General features: G+C 62.1%; 13 protein-coding genes and 1 tRNA gene. 11 read left to right on the plus strand and 3 right to left on the minus strand.

Features of this window, described 5'->3' with window-relative positions:
- Nucleotides 1-706 (plus strand): hypothetical protein (locus IP76_RS23275; protein WP_054157615.1); only part of this gene is annotated, 706 nt, incomplete at its 5' end.
- A gap of 144 nt (nt 707-850) precedes the next feature.
- Here the strand turns inward: IP76_RS23275 and metH are convergent.
- Nucleotides 851-4612, minus strand: a complete 3762-nt coding sequence (gene metH, locus IP76_RS07595; RefSeq protein ID WP_054157616.1) for a methionine synthase — start codon at nt 4610-4612, stop codon at nt 851-853.
- Nucleotides 4613-4769: 157 nt separating this feature from the next.
- On the opposite strand from metH, the gene IP76_RS07600 reads away from it, so the two are divergent.
- Nucleotides 4770-6026, plus strand: coding sequence for an AGE family epimerase/isomerase (locus IP76_RS07600; protein WP_054157617.1), 1257 nt, complete (start codon nt 4770-4772; stop codon nt 6024-6026).
- Between the two features lie 74 nt (nt 6027-6100).
- Here the strand turns inward: IP76_RS07600 and IP76_RS07605 are convergent, their stop codons facing one another.
- Nucleotides 6101-6847, minus strand: coding sequence for an SIMPL domain-containing protein (locus IP76_RS07605; protein ID WP_054157786.1), 747 nt, complete (start codon nt 6845-6847; stop codon nt 6101-6103).
- Nucleotides 6848-7040: 193 nt separating this feature from the next.
- Between IP76_RS07605 and IP76_RS07610 the strand changes: the two genes are divergently transcribed.
- The 8 genes from IP76_RS07610 to IP76_RS07645 all read left to right on the plus strand — a co-directional run bounded on the left by IP76_RS07610 (nt 7041) and on the right by IP76_RS07645 (nt 14951).
- Nucleotides 7041-7116 (plus strand) — tRNA-Ile (locus IP76_RS07610).
- Nucleotides 7117-7347: 231 nt separating this feature from the next.
- Complete coding sequence (locus IP76_RS07615) at nt 7348-8418, plus strand: LacI family DNA-binding transcriptional regulator (protein ID WP_054157618.1); 1071 nt, start codon at nt 7348-7350, stop codon at nt 8416-8418.
- Nucleotides 8415-9437, plus strand: a complete 1023-nt coding sequence (locus tag IP76_RS07620) for a polyamine ABC transporter substrate-binding protein (RefSeq protein WP_054157619.1) — start codon at nt 8415-8417, stop codon at nt 9435-9437. Before IP76_RS07615 ends, IP76_RS07620 begins: the two co-directional genes overlap by 4 nt.
- A 172-nt stretch (nt 9438-9609) precedes the next feature.
- Nucleotides 9610-10437, plus strand: a complete 828-nt coding sequence (locus IP76_RS07625; protein WP_054157787.1) for an ABC transporter permease — start codon at nt 9610-9612, stop codon at nt 10435-10437.
- The gene (locus tag IP76_RS07630; protein WP_054157620.1) at nt 10434-11213 is read left to right on the plus strand and encodes an ABC transporter permease; all 780 of its coding nucleotides are present in this window, start codon (nt 10434-10436) and stop codon (nt 11211-11213) included. Before IP76_RS07625 ends, IP76_RS07630 begins: the two co-directional genes overlap by 4 nt.
- Nucleotides 11206-12231: an ABC transporter ATP-binding protein gene (locus tag IP76_RS07635; RefSeq protein WP_054157621.1), complete on the plus strand. Its 1026-nt coding sequence runs from the start codon at nt 11206-11208 to the stop codon at nt 12229-12231. Before IP76_RS07630 ends, IP76_RS07635 begins: the two co-directional genes overlap by 8 nt.
- 3 nt (nt 12232-12234) lie before the next feature.
- Complete coding sequence (locus tag IP76_RS07640; protein ID WP_054157622.1) at nt 12235-13158, plus strand: nucleoside hydrolase; 924 nt, start codon at nt 12235-12237, stop codon at nt 13156-13158.
- Nucleotides 13159-13160: 2 nt separating this feature from the next.
- Entirely contained in the window at nt 13161-14951 is a 1791-nt protein-coding gene (locus tag IP76_RS07645; protein ID WP_054157788.1) for an adenine deaminase, read from the plus strand.
- 24 nt (nt 14952-14975) lie between these two features.
- Here the strand turns inward: IP76_RS07645 and IP76_RS07650 are convergent, their stop codons facing one another.
- On the minus strand, nt 14976-16160 hold the full coding sequence (locus IP76_RS07650) for a M20 aminoacylase family protein (protein WP_054157623.1): 1185 nt from the start codon (nt 16158-16160) through the stop codon (nt 14976-14978).
- Between the two features lie 145 nt (nt 16161-16305).
- Between IP76_RS07650 and IP76_RS07655 the strand changes: the two genes are divergently transcribed.
- Entirely contained in the window at nt 16306-17010 is a 705-nt protein-coding gene (locus tag IP76_RS07655; RefSeq protein WP_054157624.1) for a phosphoribosyltransferase, read from the plus strand.
- Nucleotides 17011-17022 lie beyond the last annotated feature (12 nt).

The raw sequence follows: 17022 nt of genomic DNA on the forward strand, positions 1-17022 counted from the left end.
GATCGCTGAGTTCGCCGCAACACGGCTCGCCGAGCGGCTCGACCGAGACGCCGAGCCGAAGGCGGTTCTGCGAAAGATCTCGGAGGAAGCCCGCGACGCCTTCCTCGCGGTCGCCGGCGACCAGCCGCGTTATGCCTGGCCGCTCAGCAGCTTAACGGCGCTGCAGGCCACGCAAACCGGCTTCCGCTACTTCGGCCTTGGCGACAGCTGCATGTATATCCTGCATGACGACGGACGCGCCGACTTCATCATCCCGATCCCCGGCGCCTATGAATGGGAGCAGCATCAGGCGGCGCAACACATCGCGCGCGTGGGCGGCATTGGCGCGGCCAACATCGCAACCAGTGATCCCACGACCCTCGAAGATCTGCGCCGCGGCCGCGCCCGTCAGAACACGCCCGACGGCACCACCTGGACCTTCGGCGTGGTGCCCGAAGCTGCCGATCACCTCGCCATGGTCGACGTGCCCCTCCATGGCGGGGGCGCAACCGCCATCCTTTGCTCTGATGGGCTGGCCGATCTTGTGGCTCTCTACAAGCGCTACGATGCAGCCACGCTGGTCCAACGCGCCGCGACGGCTGGCCTCGCCACGCTCGTTCACGAACTCCGGCATCTGGAGCGCGAAGTCGACCCGGACGGACTGAAATACCCGCGTTACAAACAGAGCGACGACACGACAGCGATCCTGCTGAGGCTTGAGGCGTAAAGGCAATTAGGAATCTGCCTCAATGCCTTATTGCCGAATTTGGAATCGGTTTGTGAGCGCGTTCGCGCATCGGATGAGGCTAGCATTCGCCGCTCGGCGCCGTTCGCTACCCTAGCGGCAGCCCCTCATCCGCCTGCCAGCGAGCTACTCCGCCGCCACCGCTTTCGGCACATAATTCAATACCGGCCCCAGCCAGCGCTCGACCTCGCGGACATCCATGCCCTTGCGGGCCGCATAGTCCTCGACCTGATCGCGCTCGACCTTGGCGACGCCGAAATAGTAACTGTCGGGATGGCCGATATAGAGACCTGACACAGACGAGCCCGGCCACATGGCATAGCTCTCCGTCAGCGTCACACCGGTCGCCTTGGTCGCGTCAAGCAGCGAGAACAGCGTCACTTTTTCCGTATGGTCGGGCTGGGCCGGATAGCCCGGCGCCGGACGGATGCCGCCATAGGTCTCCGAGATCAGCTCCTCTGGCGTGAAGACCTCGTCCGGCGCATAGCCCCAGAATTCGCGGCGCACGCGTTCATGCATGCGCTCGGCAAAAGCCTCAGCGAATCGGTCCGCCAAAGCCTTGACCAGGATCGACGAATAATCGTCATTGGCCCGCTCAAAGCGCTCGGCAATCGCCACTTCCTCGATGCCGGCCGTCACCACGAAGCCGCCGATGTAATCCGGAACGCCGGTCTCCAACGGTGCTACGAAATCGCTGAGCGCCACATTGGCCCTTCCCTCGCGCTTGGCGATCTGCTGGCGCAGCGTGAAGAAGGTTGCGAGTTCTTCCCGGCGGCTGTCGTCCGTGAACAGCCGGATATCGTCGCCCACGGCATTGGCCGGCCAGAAGCCGATAACCGCACGCGGCCGGAACCAGTTTTCCGCGATGATCTTTGCGAGCATGGCCTGCGCATCGGCAAATAGCTGCCGGGCCGCCTCGCCCTGCTTCTCGTCTTCCAGGATCGCCGGGAAACGCCCCTTCAGTTCCCAGGTCTGGAAGAAGGGTGTCCAGTCGATATAGCGGGCGAGCTCGGCAAGGTCATAGGTCTCGAACACCTTGGTGCCGGTAAAGCTCGGCTTCGTCGGCTTGTAGGCGCTCCAGTCGACTTTGACGGCATTCTCCCGGGCCGACGCCAGCGGCTGCCGCTGCTTTTCGGCTTCCGCCCGCGCATGAGCCTCTGCCACCTTGGCATATTCGCCCTTGATGCCGTCGACATAGGTCTCGTTGCCGTCCTCCGCGAGCAGCGCCGAGACGACGCCGACGGCGCGGCTGGCATCGGTGACATAAACCGCCTGCCCCGCCCTGTATTGCGGATGGATCTTCACAGCGGTGTGCACCCGGCTTGTCGTCGCGCCGCCGATCAGGAGTGGAATGTTGAAGCCCTGCCGCTGCATTTCGGCTGCCACATGCACCATCTCGTCGAGCGACGGCGTGATCAGCCCGGACAGGCCGATGACATCGACATTCTCCGCTTTCGCCACTTCCAGGATCTTGGTGGCCGGCACCATGACGCCGAGATCGATGATTTCATAATTGTTGCAGGCGAGAACCACGCCGACGATGTTCTTGCCGATATCATGCACATCGCCCTTGACGGTCGCCATCAGCACCTTGCCCGCCGCCTGACGCTCGCCGGTGCCGCCGTTCAACCGCTTTTCCTCTTCCATATAGGGGAGCAGCACGGCTACAGCCTGCTTCATCACACGCGCCGATTTGACCACCTGCGGCAGGAACATTTTGCCGGCGCCGAAGAGGTCGCCAACGACATTCATGCCCGCCATCAGCGGCCCCTCGATGACATGCAGCGGACGCTCGGCCTGTTTGCGCGCCTCTTCCGTATCAACATCGATGAATTCGGTGATCCCATTGACCAGCGCATGCTCCAGCCGCTTTTCGACGGGCCATTCGCGCCAGCTCATGTCCTGGGTGCGGGTCTTCGCCTCACCCGTGCCGCGATAACGTTCGGCGATCTCCAGCAAGCGTTCCGTTCCGTCCTTGCGGCGGTTCAGCACCACGTCTTCGCAGGCCTCGCGCAGCTCCGGATCGATGCTCTCATAGACCGCCAACTGTCCCGCATTGACGATGCCCATATCCATACCCGCCTGAATGGCATGGTAGAGGAAGACCGCATGCATGGCCTCGCGCACCGGCTCATTGCCGCGGAAGGAGAAGGAGAGGTTCGAGACCCCGCCCGAGACATGCACCAGCGGCATTTCCTGCCGGATCGTCCGCGTCGCCTCGATGAAGTCGACACCGTAATTGTCGTGTTCCTCGATCCCGGTCGCGACCGCAAAGATGTTCGGGTCGAAGATGATGTCCTCGGGCGCAAAACCCGCCTCTTCCGTCAGGATCTTGTAGGCGCGGCGGCAGATCTCGACCTTGCGCTCATAGGTATCCGCCTGCCCCTTCTCATCGAAGGCCATGACGACGACGGCGGCACCGTAATTGCGGATGAGCTTGCCCTGAGCGACGAAATTCTCCTCGCCTTCCTTCAGCGAGATCGAGTTCACCACCGCCTTGCCCTGCACGCATTTGAGGCCAGCCTCGATGATCGGGAACTTCGACGAGTCGATCATGACCGGCACCTTGGCGATGTCAGGCTCGGCGGCAATCAGGTTCAGGAATTCGACCATGGCCTTCTCGGAATCAATCAGGCCCTCGTCCATGTTGATGTCGATGATTTGGGCACCGCTCTCCACCTGGTCGCGGGCAACGGCGAGTGCTGCCGTGTAGTCGCCCGCCGTAATCAGCTTGCGGAACTTGGCCGAGCCAGTCACGTTCGTCCGCTCGCCAACATTGACGAAGGGAATGTCCTTGGTCAGTTCAAACGGCTCAAGCCCCGACAGCGACATGAAGGGCCGATGCTCGACAGGCTGGCGCGGCGCCCTGCCCTTCACGGCCTCGGCAATGGCGGCGATATGCGCAGGCGTCGAGCCACAGCAGCCGCCAACCACATTGACGATCCCCTCTTCGGCAAAACCTGCAACGAGTTCGGCCATTTCTTCCGGGCTCTGGTCGTAGCGGCCGAATTCGTTCGGCAGGCCGGCATTCGGATAGGCCGAGATGAAGGTATCGGCGACACCGGACAATTCTTGTAGATGCGGCCGCATGGCATCTGCCCCCAGCGCGCAGTTGAGGCCCACCGCGAAGGGCTTGGCATGGCGCACGGAATTCCAGAAGGCCGTCGGCGTCTGGCCCGACAACGTGCGGCCGGAAAGATCGGTAATCGTGCCCGAGATCATCACCGGCAGGCGAATGCCCTTGGCGAGAAACCGCTCCTCGCAGGCAAAGATCGCCGCCTTGGCATTCAGCGTATCGAAGATCGTCTCGATCAGGATGATGTCAGCGCCGCCATCGATCAAGCCGTCGATCTGCTCGCCATAGGCAAGGCGCAGATCGTCGAAGGAGACGGCGCGGTAGCCCGGATTGTTGACGTCAGGCGAGATGGAGGCGGTCCGGTTCGTCGGTCCAATGGCACCGGCGACGAAACGGCGCTTGCCATCCTCGCGCTCGGCCCGCCAGGCCGCCCGGCGCACGAGTTCCGCGCCGTGACGATTCAGGTCATAGACCGCCCCTTCCATCTCGTAATCGGCCTGGGCAATGCGGGTCGAGGAGAAGGTATTGGTTTCGAGGATATCGGCACCCGCCATCGCATAACGGAAATGGATGTCTTCGATGGCATCAGGCTGGGTCAGGATCAGCAGATCGTTATTGCCCTGCTGGTGGCAGGCACAGCCGAGGAAACGCTCGCCGCGAAAATCCTCTTCGGTCAGGCCAAGACCCTGGATCTCCGTGCCCATGGCGCCGTCGAGGATCAGGATGCGTTCGCGCGCCGCCTGCTGGAGTGCTTTGAGGATTTCCGCTCCATCCCGGTTTGCGCCTTCACGGCCGAACAATTGATCGAGCATATGCGAACTCCTTTGCTTCATCAGCGACAGGCTCCAGTCACATAAAGATATCTTTATGTCAACATGCGATCCGTGTGTGAATGTCCATAGCCAAGCGGTAGATGCGGGCCTGCGGTTCCGCTATACAACCGGCGAGGATATCATTTGGGAGGAATACATGTCGGAAAGTCAGGTATCTGGCACGCAGGACGCGCCGTGGAGCGCGCGCCCCTATCACCGCCGCTGGCTGCTGGCCCAGGCCGACGGCCTATTCGATTTCTTCCAAGGCCCCGCGCTCAATCCGAAGGGTGGCTTCTACGATCTGTCGCGCGACGGCAAGCCGCTCAACCCCGACAACCCCGCCCGCGGCATTCATGCCAGCGCCCGCATGGTGCATTGTTATGCCATCGGCCATCTGCTCGGTCGCCCCGGCTCTGGCGATATCGTTGATCACGGCATGCGCTATCTCTGGGAACGCCACCGTGACCAGACCCATGGCGGCTATTTCTGGCAGGCTGATGACACCGGCCCTGCCGACGACACGAAGCAGGGTTACGGACACGCCTTCGTTCTGCTCGCCGCCTCCTCGGCCAAATGCGCCGGCCATCCGCTGGCAGACGCCATGCTCGCCGACATCACGGAAGTGATCGAGCAAAAGTTCTGGGAAGAGAGCCACGGCGCGATCGCCGAGGAATTCTCATGTGACTGGCAGCCGGTCCCCGGCTATCGCGGCCAGAACTCCAACATGCACCTGACCGAAAGCCTGATGGCCGCTTTCGAGGCCACCGGCGAGCGACATTATCTGACTAAGGCCGAACGGATCGCCGACCTCATCATCAACCGCCGCGCCCGCGAAGAAGCCTTCCGTGTTGCCGAGCATTTCGATGAGAACTGGGTGGTCGACCGGAATTATTACCATCCGAACGAAATGTTCCGCCCCGCCGGCACCACGCCCGGCCACTGGCTGGAATGGGCCCGCCTCATCCTGCAGCTCTGGGTGCTTGGCGGCAAGAGCCACGACTGGATGCCGGAAGCCGCGCGCGGCCTCTTCTTCCAGTCGATGGTGCTCGGCTGGGACAAGGACAAGGGCGGCTTCTTCTACACGCTTGACTGGGCAAACGCCCCCGACAAGCGCTCGAAACTCTGGTGGCCGCTCTGCGAAGGCGCCGCCGCTGCCCATTTCCTCAATCAGCATCAGGAAAGCGATTTCCACGAGGAAAGCTACCGCAAGATCTGGAACTACATCGCCAACAACACTCTCGACCGGGAACACGGCGGCTGGTTCGAGGAACTGACCGAAGACGACAAGCCTTCGAACAGCCTCTTCCCCGGCAAGGGCGACATCTACCACGCCCTCCAGGCCTGCCTCATCCCGCTCTTCCCGGCAGAGGGCAGCCTGACCAGGATGATCGCGGAGCACCCGCTCAACCTCTGAGATCAGAGCCTTGAAACGAAAGAAGGGTCGGCGTATCAGCGCCGACCCTTCTTTATCTGGAAAACAACAGAAGCCTACTGCTCGATCGAATAGGTCATGTTGACGGTCACCGTATACCGGTTTTCGCCAGACGCGATCGGAACGGCATCGGCGGCCGCCATTTTTGCCATCGGCGCGGCCATCATTTCCGGCATCGGCCGGGCAAAAGCCTCGGAGATCTCGATCACGCGACCAAGCTTCACGCCGGCAGCGTCAGTCAGCGTCTTCGCCTTGGCGGCCGCCTTTGCGACGGCCTGCTTGCGAGCCTCCTCGACCGCAGCATCACTGTCGTCATTGGTGAAGGTGATATTGCCGCCCTGATTGACGCCGAGTTTCACGGCACGGTCGATCAGACCACCCAGTGCGCCGAGATCCCGCACCCGCACAGTCAGACCGTTCGATACACTGTAGCCGACGATTTCAGGCGCCACATAACCGCCGCTGCCATCGGTCGGCTGCTGGCGATACTGCGGCTGGATCGAGAAATCCGTGGTCTGCATGTCCTTGTCGTCAATGCCCTGCGTCTTGAGATCGGCCAGCACCTCGGCCATGGCCTTGCTGTTGGCAGCCAGCGCCTCGGCAGCGGTCGACGCATCCCGGACGACGCTCAGTGAAATCAATGCCATATCTGGCGCGATCAACGCCTCGCCCTCGCCGGAAACCATGATCGTTGCCTCGCGGCGCTGCATGTCTTCAGCCCGTGCCGGCAAGGAAAACGGGCCGAGCAGCACGACGCTTGAAAACAGGCCGGCAAGGATCAAAGCGCGTGGATAGTGGATCATGATTGGATTTTCCTTTTCCCTCATGTGCCGGATCCTTCAATGGTAACCTCGGCACGATACCCTTCCACATCCTAGATGACCTCAGATTGTGAAGCCAATACGGCAGAGACTTGTCGCCCCCCCGGAATTGCGTTAGACGCTGTGCCACGGTGCGGGGCCAACCATTGCCCGCCCGACGGCGACGAGCCGCGCTGGGCCTGTAGCTCAATGGTTAGAGCCGGCGGCTCATAACCGCTTGGTTGGGGGTTCGAGTCCCTCCGGGCCCACCATTTTCTCTTAAAAACAGACACTTATCACATCTTCATGTGACGCCAAATTCCGAATCTTGGGACAGGATCCGAAAGATCGGGCACAGATCCGGCAGCGCTCCAAGGCACCCCCCGCCATCACCAACAGGGAATCTCCCCGGCAAATCTCTTGGCAGCACAATTGCCGCTCGACTCCGCTGCAAAACTCCTATAGCTCTCTGATTAATCGTTTAATCAAACTCCCCGGCTCCCATGAACCCGCCGCGCACCGGATCGAAGCTCAGCCATATCGCCGCCCTGCTCGGCGTGTCGTCGGCGACCGTTTCGAATGCACTTTCGGGCAAGGGGCGCGTCTCGGCCGAGCTTGCCGAGAAGATCAGGGCAACGGCAGCCGAGATCGGCTATACGCCGAGCCTTGCTGGGCGCGCGCTGCGGACCGGGCGTACAGGCGTGCTCGGCCTCGTCCTTCCTGACATTGCCAATCCCCTCTTCCCGCAGATCGCACAGGCGATCGAATACTCCGCCAGCAAGGCGGGCTATGGCGTGCTGATCGCCGATTCCCGTGGCGATGTCGCGATGCAGACCGATGCCATCAACCGGCTGATCGAACGAGATGTCGATGGCATTGTCATCGTGCCGAGGCGCGGCACGCGCATCGCCGATGTCGGATGCCCCGTCGCCGTCATCGACAGCCCCTCGACACCGGGCAACACGGTCTCTGCCGACCATTGGCAGGGGGGCCAGATCGTTGCGGAGCATCTTGCAGCGCTCGGACACCGCAAGGTTTTGCTGATCGGCAACAATCCCGCCTCGAACGTGCAGAACGATCGCATCGGGGGCATGAAATCCCGGCTGCCGAAAGGCGCTCACGCAGAGGTTCTGTGGATCGAAACCCATGAGCAGGTGCATGGCAAAGGCAGTCTTCTCGGTCTCCGGCAAAAGCGTGACGAAGGTTTTACAGCCTTTGTCGCCGTCTCCGATCTTCATGCATTGCGGGCACTGACAGAACTCCACCGTGCAGGCGTCTCGGTGCCGGAAGACGTCAGCGTCACCGGCTTCGACGATCTCGTCTGGTCGTCCGTCGTAACTCCGAGCCTGACGACCGTGCGGATGAATATGGCGGAAATTGCCGAGATCGCCATCTCCGCCCTGGTCAGCGTCATCGACGCAACCGCGACCGGCGAGACACAAGACATCAGGGACCGGGTTGCCGAAAGCGACCGCAAGAGCGTGCCCATGCAATTGGTGGTCCGGCAGACCTCAGGTCCGGCGCCATCGACACCCCCGACAAGAAGAAACCCGCCAGCAGGAGAACACACGTGAACAAGATTTTGCTTTCATCCGTCGCCGCACTGACGCTGACCGCGAGTGCTGCCCAAGCACAGGACCGGACGCTCACCATTTCCGTCTATGCCTTGGCGCAGGACGCCTTCAAGGAAATCGTCTACGATCCGTTTGAAGCCAAATGCGGCTGCAAGCTGGTGGTCGAAACCGGCAACAGCGTCGAGCGTCTGGCCAAGATCGAAGCCAACAAGGCAAGCCCGGTTGTCGATATGGCGGTTGTGTCGATGGCGGACGCCTTGTCGGCCGCGCGCAGCGGCTTGATCGAGAAGGTCGACACCACCAAGCTTACCAATTTCGACAAGCTCTACGACATCGCCAAGGATCCGAATGGCGACGGCATGAGCGTCGGCTACACCTTCTATGCCACCTCCATCGTCTACCGTACCGACAAGATGAAGATCGAATCCTGGGCAGACCTGCTGAAGCCGGAAAATGTCGGCCATGTCGCTTTCCCGAACATCACCACCAATCAGGGCCCGCCGTCGCTCTACATGCTCGGCCAGGCGCTCGGCAAGGACACGCCTGACCTGAAGGCGGCCATCGAGGAGGTCGGCAAGAACAAGAACGAGATCGTCACCTTCTACGTCAAGTCTTCGCAGCTCGTGCAGCTGATGCAGCAGGAAGAAATCTGGGCCGCACCGATCGGCCGCTTCTCCTGGGCCCCCTTCACCAAGCTTGACCTGCCGCTCGGCTGGGCAACCCCGAAGGAAGGCCAGACCGGCGGCATGAATGTCATGGTCCTGACCAAGGGCTCGAAAAACCAGGATCTGGCACTTGAGTTCATGGATTTCTGGCTCTCCACCGAGACGCAGACCAAGCTCGCCGAAAAGCTGGTCGACAGCCCGGCCAACAAGGAGGTCAAGGTCTCCGACGAGATTGCCGGCAACCTGACCTATGGTGAGGATATCGCCGCCAATTTGAAGCTGATCCCCTCTGCCGTTGCCCTCGACCAGCGCGACGGCTGGCTCTCCGAGTGGAATGCCAAGGTCGGCCAGTAACCGATCCACAAACGCGCGCATTGCCGGCCGGTCTCCTGGGCCCCTCCCCATCAGGAAACTGGCCGGAACACCTTTTTGACGAATGCCTCCCAAGGCGAAGGAATGCGGCTTGCGGACCACAAGTCCCGGCCGCATTCCGACACTTTCTGTCCAACCGCTGGAGACTGCAGACATGTTCCAGAACCGCGCCGAAGCCTTGGCACTCGCCTTGCCGGCCGCCCTGTTTGCCGGCCTTGTCTTCCTGGTGCCGGTCGTCCTGCTGCTGTCGGAAGGTTTCCGCTCCGCTGACAGCTGGAGCCTCTCGGCCTACACGCAATTCTTCTCGGAACCGCTGAACCGGACGGTCTTCCTGCGCACCCTGAAGCTCGGAGCGATTGTCACCGCCGTGGCAGCCGTGATCGGCTATGCCACGGCCTTTGCAATCATCAGCCTGCCGCCCGGCGCGAAGGGTCGGATGGTCGGGCTTGTCGTTTTGCCGCTGATGATCTCGCCGGTCGCGCGCACTTATGCCTGGATTGTTATTCTTGGTCGCACCGGCATCATTAACCAGGCGCTGATGGCGGTCGGTCTGACGGACGAACCCATCCGCATCCTGTTCAGCGAGACGGCCGTTTTCATCGGCCTGCTGCAACTGTTCCTGCCGCTGATGGTGATCTCCCTGATCAGCGCGCTCGAAAACCTGCCGAAGGACGTGATTCCCGCCGCCCGGGTTCTGGGTGCCAACTGGTTCGAAGTCTTCTGGAAAGTGGTGCTTCCCTTAACCCGCGAAGGCCTGGTCGTCGGCGGAACGCTGGTCTTCACCGGCTCGATGACCGCCTATATCACGCCCGCCATTCTCGGCGGTTCCAAGGTGCTGATGCTGGAAACCCTGCTCTACCAGCAGGTGACGGTCGCCAACAACTTTGTCTCGGCCAGCGTCATTGCCTTCATCCTGATCGTCATGAGTTTTGCGGCCAACATCCTCCTGAAGCGGCTTGCAACGGCAAGGAACAAGCGATGACCTCAAGACTGTTTGCCCCGCTAACGTTGCTTCTGGTGCTGATCTTTCTGATTGGCCCCTTCCTGATCATCGTCGCCGCCTCCTTCTCTGCCGGCGATACGCTGGCCTTCCCACCGCAGGGATTTTCGCTGAAGTGGATCTACAAGATCTTCACAGTGGAGAGTTTTCGCGAAAGCTTCGTCATGTCGATGTTCCTCGCGATTGGCGGCACATTTACAGCTCTGCTTCTTGGCATCCCGGCCTCTTATGCCATGTCGCGCTACAAGCTGCCCTTCTCCGAGACCGTCAGCACCGTGGTTTCGGCACCGATCATCGTACCGGGCATCATTGTTGGCCTCGCGCTCTTGCGCTATTTCGTCATGCCGGTTGGCCTCTCGATCACGCTTGCGCTCTTCCTCGCCCACACGGCCCTTGTCCTGCCCTATGCGGTGCGCGTCGTCTCGGCCAGCCTCAACAATCTGCGTGCGGATATCGAGGAAGCGGCAGTCCTTCTCGGATCGTCTCGCCTCGGCGCTTTCTTCCGCGTCGTGCTGCCAAATATTCGCGGCGGCATCCTCTCCGCCTTCATCCTCGGCTTCGTCACCAGCTTCAACCAGGTTCCGGTTTCGCTCTTCCTGTCCGGTCCCGGTGTGCGCACCTTGCCGATCGACATGCTCGGCTACATGGAAATCGTCTTCGATCCATCGATCGCCGCCCTGTCATCGCTGCTGGCATTTTTGTCCATTGGCATTGTTTTCCTTGCCGAACGTTTCCTGGGGTTCTCCCGCTATGTCTGACACCGCATTCCTTAAACTCGACAAGCTCTCCCTCGCCTATGGCAAGACGATCGCCGTCAAGGATCTCGATCTCGACATCCGCAAGGGCGAACTTCTGGCGCTGCTCGGCCCTTCCGGTTGCGGCAAGACCACAACCATGCGCTCGATCGCAGGCCTCATGACGCCGGTTGGCGGCCAGATCAGACTCGATGGCGCCGACATTACCCATGTCGCCGCCAATAAGCGCGCCGTCGGCCTGGTCTTTCAGTCCTATGCGCTTTTCCCGCATCTGACGGTGTTCGAGAACGTCGCCTTTGGCCTGCGGCTCAAGGGCATGTCGGGCACCGAACTTGAAGCCAAAGTCACGGCCGGGCTGAAGTCCGTGGGCCTTTCGGCCTTTGCCGACCGCAAGACACCGGAACTATCCGGTGGCCAGCAGCAGCGCGTCGCCCTTGCCCGCTCCATGGTGATGGAGCCCAAGGTCCTGCTGCTCGACGAACCACTCTCCAATCTCGACGCGCGGCTGCGCCTCGAAATGCGCACGGAACTGCAGCGAGTGCAGAAGGAAAGCGGCGTGACGATGATCTTCGTCACCCATGACCAGGTCGAGGCGCTGGCGCTGGCCGACCGGATCGTCGTCATGAAAAATGGCGCGATCGAGCAAATCGGCACACCGGAAGACATCTACAATCGTCCGGTATCGAGCTTCGTCGCCGATTTCGTTGGCTTCGAGAACGTCTTTGCCGTCCGCGACGGTAAACTCGTGACCAGTGAGGGAGAAGTCGCACTGGCAGGCGCATTGCCTGAAGTGGCAGGCCTCGCCTGGAGGCCACGCACGGTCACCCTCGGAACGGGGCCGCTGCAGGGCAAGGTGCGCGGCGTATCCTTCGCCGGCGGCACCCGCGAATATGTGCTGGATTCGAGCCTCGGCACGATCAAGGCGGAGGTCGACGCAGCAGCGCCGGCTCATCCCCTCGGCACCGAAATCGTCTTCGACCTGCCGATCGCAGCAGCCGCAAAACTCGAACGGTTCGGCTGATCCATGGGCGTGTGGATCGACACCGACATGGGCTTTGATGACATTGCGGCCATTCTGGTCGCCATGCATGCCGGCCTTGAGATCGACGGCATCTCGCTCGTCTTCGGCAACACCAACCTAAAGCAAGTGCGGCGCAATGCTGCCGGCGCCGCGCAAGCGTTCGGCTGGACTTGTCCCATGCATGCGGGCCGCAGCCGTCCGGTTCTCGGCACGCTTGAAACGGCAGAGGCCATTCTCGGCGAGACCGGCATCCCGACATCCGGAATGACGCTGCCGGCATCCCATGACCGCGCATCCGGAGAGGCGTTTTCTGCGCTCTGCCTCTGGCTCGAGCAAACCCCGTCCCCACGCCGGATCCTGGCGCTTGGACCGCTGACCAACATCGCCGCACTTGCGCTCGCAAGACCCGATCTTGCTGCCTGCATCGACGATCTCACCTGGATGGGCGGTGGCCTGTCTCGTGGCAATCACACCGCATCCGCCGAGTTTAATGCACTGGCCGACCCGGAAGCTGTGGCAATCGTTCTTGCCCATGGCCTGCCCCTGCGCATGGTTGACCTCGATTTCTGCCGCAAGATCATGGCCGCGCCGTCAGACATCACACCGATCCGCCTGGCGGGCGGACGCAATGCCGCCCTCCTCGCCGACATGCTGGCGGGATATGTCGATATCGCGGTCAGCCGCGGCAGACCGAGCATGGCACTCTATGACCCCTCAGCCGCCGTCGCCTTCGTCCGACCCGACCTCGTCACGTTTCAGCCAGCACGCATCGACATGGAACTTGCAGGCAGCCTGACGCGCGGCCGCACGGTGGTGGAAACCCGCAACAGCCACGGCACATTCAATGCAGCTTTCGCCGCCGATTGCGATGCGCCGGCGGTCCGCGCCGTTATCCTTGATGCCCTGGCATGGGAGGCCGGCAAATGACCATGCAACCGATGCCCGAACCCGAAGACCTGAACGATGATGATCTCCGCCGCCGTGCCGTTGCGGCAGCACGCGGCGATGCCCCCTTCGACCACCTGATCGTCAACGGAACGCTGGTCGATGTCGTGACCGGTGAATTGCGGGAGGCCGATATCGGCCTCGTCGGCCCCTTGATTGCCAGCGTCCACGCAAGCGGCACAAGGCGGGATGCCGAAACCATCATCGATGCAGCAGGTGGCTTTGTCTCCCCCGGTCTGATCGACACCCATATGCATGTCGAAAGCTCGATGGTGACGCCAGCCACCTATGCCAAAGCCGTGCTGCCAAGGGGTGTCACAACGATCGTCTGGGACCCGCATGAGTTCGGCAATGTTCACGGCGTCGATGGTGTCCGATTTGCCGCCGATGCCGCCAGCACGCTGCCGCTTCGCGTGAGACTGCTCGCGCCCTCCTGCGTGCCCTCCGCACCGGGATTGGAGCTGAACGGCGCAGACTTCGATGCGACGGTCATGGCGGAGCTCCTGTCCTGGCCAGAGATCGGCGGCGTGGCCGAGGTCATGAACATGCGCGGCGTGATCGAGCGCGATCCACGCATGAGCGCCATCGTCCAGGCAGGTTTGACCTCAGGCAAACCGATCTGCGGCCATGCGCGGGGCCTGAAGGATGGGGATCTGGCCGCGTTCATGGCAGCGGGCATCAGCTCCGACCACGAACTCGTCTCGGGCGAAGACCTTCTCTCCAAACTGCGCGCCGGCCTGACCATCGAATTGCGCGGCTCGCATGATCACCTGCTGCCGGACTTCGTCGTTGAGCTCAACCGCCTCGGCCACCTGCCTCAGACGGTGACGCTCTGCACCGACGATGTCTTCCCGGACGATCTCCTCCATGGCGGCGGCCTGGATGATGTGGTCCGGCGGCTGGTCCGCTACGGGTTGAAGCCCGAATGGGCGCTGAGGGCCGCAACGCTGAATGCCGCCCAGCGGCTGGGCCGGGCCGATCTCGGCCTGATCGCAGCCGGCCGGCGGGCAGACATTGTCGTGTTCGACGACCTTGCGGATCTCCGGGCACGCATTGTCTTCGCCAACGGCGTGGCCGTGGCCGAAGGCGGGCGGATGCGTTGCGATATTGCGGCGGCCGACACATCAGCCCTTACCGGTTCCATGAAGATCGAGCCTCTGACGGCAGAAGACTTCCGCATCCCCTCCAGAGAGGACACGGTGACGGTCGCAACCATCGACCAGCCTCGCTTTACCCGTTGGGGCGAAGCGCAAGCAGACGTCCGGGATGGCTTCGTCGTCCCGCCTGAGGGTGCGACACTGATTGCAGTGGCACACAGACATGGACGCGCCGACAGCCGGCCCCGCGTCGGTTTCCTGCGCGTCTGGGGGAACTGGCGCGGCGCCTTCGCCACCACCGTTTCCCATGACAGCCACAACCTGACGGTTTTCGGCAGCGATCCGGCCGACATGGCGGCTGCAGCCAATGCCGTGATTGCAGCCGGCGGCGGCATGGCCGTCGCCTCCACTGGCAAGGTCGACGCGCTTTTGCCGCTTCCGCTTTCGGGGCTGGTATCCGAAGCACCATTGTCCGAAGTGGCAAAAGACTTCTCCCGCATCCGCGCCGTCATGGACGAGATCGTCGACTGGGAACCGCCGTATCTGGTCTTCAAGGCCTGTTTCGGTGCGACCCTCGCCTGCAATATCGGCCCCCATCAGACCGACCGCGGCATTGCCGATGTTGTGACCGGCATGCTGCTTGAGACACCGATCCTGAAAACACAGAGATCGGCATAAGGCGTTCGCCTCGCCGCGTCCGCCCTATCCGGCGGTGGTCGCGGCGGCGAGCTCCTGCTCCACCAGTGTTGTCCAGAAGGCAACGCCAGGGCCGATGGCTGCATCGTTGAAATCATAAGCCGTATTGTGATGCAGCGCGCCGTCGACGGCTGGGCCATTCCCGAGCCAGACATAACAACCCGGCGCTTCGCCGGCAAAGAAGGCGAAATCGTCTCCGGCTGTCGATGGCGCAAACCCGGTGCGCACCTTCTTGCCCAGAACGGTTTCGGCAGCCTTCAGTGCCCGCGCCGTCGCATCCGCATCATTGACCACGGGCGGAATGCGCCGCTCGAAACCATAATCGGCGGCAATCCCATACATGGCGGCGGCACCCGCCGCGAGCCGGCCGATTTCTGTCTCCAGCTGATCACGGACTTCAGGCGTGTAGGCCCTCGCCGTTCCACCAATCTCGACCGTATCAGGGATGACATTGAGCGCGAGGGGATTGCCCGCCTGCACAGAACAGGCACTGACCACGGCCGGCTGCAGGGGATCGATCACCCGGCCGACGATGGTCTGCAGCGAGGCTAGGAATGTCGCCGCCGCCGTGATCGGATCCTTGCCAAGGTGAGGCTTTGCGCCATGCGTGCCGGTGCCACGGAAGGTAACACGCCAGCTGTCGGAGGATGCCAATTGCGGCCCCAAAACGACCGCCATTTCGTCCGGGTCGAGCCCCGGCATGTTGTGAAGACCAAAGACGGCATCGCAAGGAAAGCGCTCAAACAGCCCCTCCTCGACCATGCGCCTCGCGCCCCCACGCCCCTCCTCCGCCGGCTGGAAGATGAAGTGAACAGTTCCCGAGAACTGGCGGGTCTTCGCCAGATACCGTGCTGCCCCGAGAAGCAATGTTGTATGCCCGTCATGGCCGCAGGCATGCATCTTGCCATCCGTCTTCGACCGATAGGCGCGGCCCGGCTGTTCTGTCATGGGAAGCGCATCCATATCGGCCCGAAGTCCGATGCTCCGCGTTCCATTGCCCACCGTAAGCGTTCCAACGACACCCGTTCCGGCAAGACCGCGCGTCACCAGAATTCCAGCCTCTTCGAGCAAGTCGGCCACGATGCCGCTGGTCCGCTCCTCTTCGAACCCCAGTTCCGGATGGGCATGCAGATCGCGCCGCAAACCGGTGAGGAAGGCAAGGTCGGCGGCAAGAAGATCGGGCAGTCGCATCGGCGGATAAATCCTTGAATAGGTCTCAGGCGGGGATAACAGGGATACCGATGCCGATCAAAGTGGACATGGTTTTCCTTTTGACGATTGTCGGTATAGGGCAAAATCAACTGCCATCCCATGCCCAAGCTTCACGACAAGCGCAATGACCGAGGAAGGAAGCCCCTTGCAGCCCCATGATTTCTGGCAGGACCTTCACCCTGCGGGCACTTTCGAGAATGCAGCGCTCCACACGGACTTCTATCCGGCCAGATTATCCGACGGCCGCCAATTGCGACTGCCGATCCGCCCCCTGTCCGATGGTCGTCATGCGCTTGCATCCCTGATCATCAACCAGGCAAGCTTTGCCGTGCAGGAAGCGCTGGCCGGCGAACTGGCGCGAAAGCTCGAACCCTACAAGCCGGAGGTGATCGTCGGCCTGCCAACGCTCGGCCTGACGCTCGCCAGCGCCGTTGCCCGGTCCCTCGGCCATGCTCGCTATGTGCCTCTCGGGACTTCGAAGAAGTTCTGGTATCAGGCCGAACTCTCCGTGCCGATGTCTTCGATCACCACGCCGGATCAGGTGAAACGGCTTTATGTCGATCCCCGCATGCTGCCGGTTTTGGAGAACCGGCGCGTCGCCCTGATCGACGACGTCATATCCAGCGGAACCTCGATCCTTGCCGGCCTGTCGCTGATGGCAACGATCGGCATCGAGCCGGTTGCGATCGGCGCCGCCATGCTGCAATCGCGCCGCTGGGTCGATCATCTGTCGCAAGCCGGCAGCCACTGGCCGGACCGGACACTGGGCGTTTTCGCCACACCGCTTCTTGCGAAGGCAGATGAGGAATGGTCGGCCACCGAACTGTAGCCATGGCATTCT

It is taken from the genome of Rhizobium sp. AAP43 (genome assembly GCF_001296045.1).
In the GTDB taxonomy this organism is placed as follows: Bacteria; Pseudomonadota; Alphaproteobacteria; order Rhizobiales; family Rhizobiaceae; genus Allorhizobium.

Coding starts and splice junctions, on each gene's coding strand:
- metH (WP_054157616.1), bottom strand. CDS start 4,612: ATGCTCGATCAATTGTTCGGCCGTGAAGGCGCAAACCGGGATGGAGCG.
- IP76_RS07600 (WP_054157617.1), top strand. CDS start 4,770: ATGTCGGAAAGTCAGGTATCTGGCACGCAGGACGCGCCGTGGAGCGCG.
- IP76_RS07605 (WP_054157786.1), bottom strand. CDS start 6,847: ATGATCCACTATCCACGCGCTTTGATCCTTGCCGGCCTGTTTTCAAGC.
- IP76_RS07615 (WP_054157618.1), top strand. CDS start 7,348: ATGAACCCGCCGCGCACCGGATCGAAGCTCAGCCATATCGCCGCCCTG.
- IP76_RS07625 (WP_054157787.1), top strand. CDS start 9,610: ATGTTCCAGAACCGCGCCGAAGCCTTGGCACTCGCCTTGCCGGCCGCC.
- IP76_RS07630 (WP_054157620.1), top strand. CDS start 10,434: ATGACCTCAAGACTGTTTGCCCCGCTAACGTTGCTTCTGGTGCTGATC.
- IP76_RS07635 (WP_054157621.1), top strand. CDS start 11,206: ATGTCTGACACCGCATTCCTTAAACTCGACAAGCTCTCCCTCGCCTAT.
- IP76_RS07640 (WP_054157622.1), top strand. CDS start 12,235: ATGGGCGTGTGGATCGACACCGACATGGGCTTTGATGACATTGCGGCC.
- IP76_RS07645 (WP_054157788.1), top strand. CDS start 13,161: ATGCAACCGATGCCCGAACCCGAAGACCTGAACGATGATGATCTCCGC.
- IP76_RS07650 (WP_054157623.1), bottom strand. CDS start 16,160: ATGCGACTGCCCGATCTTCTTGCCGCCGACCTTGCCTTCCTCACCGGT.
- IP76_RS07655 (WP_054157624.1), top strand. CDS start 16,306: ATGACCGAGGAAGGAAGCCCCTTGCAGCCCCATGATTTCTGGCAGGAC.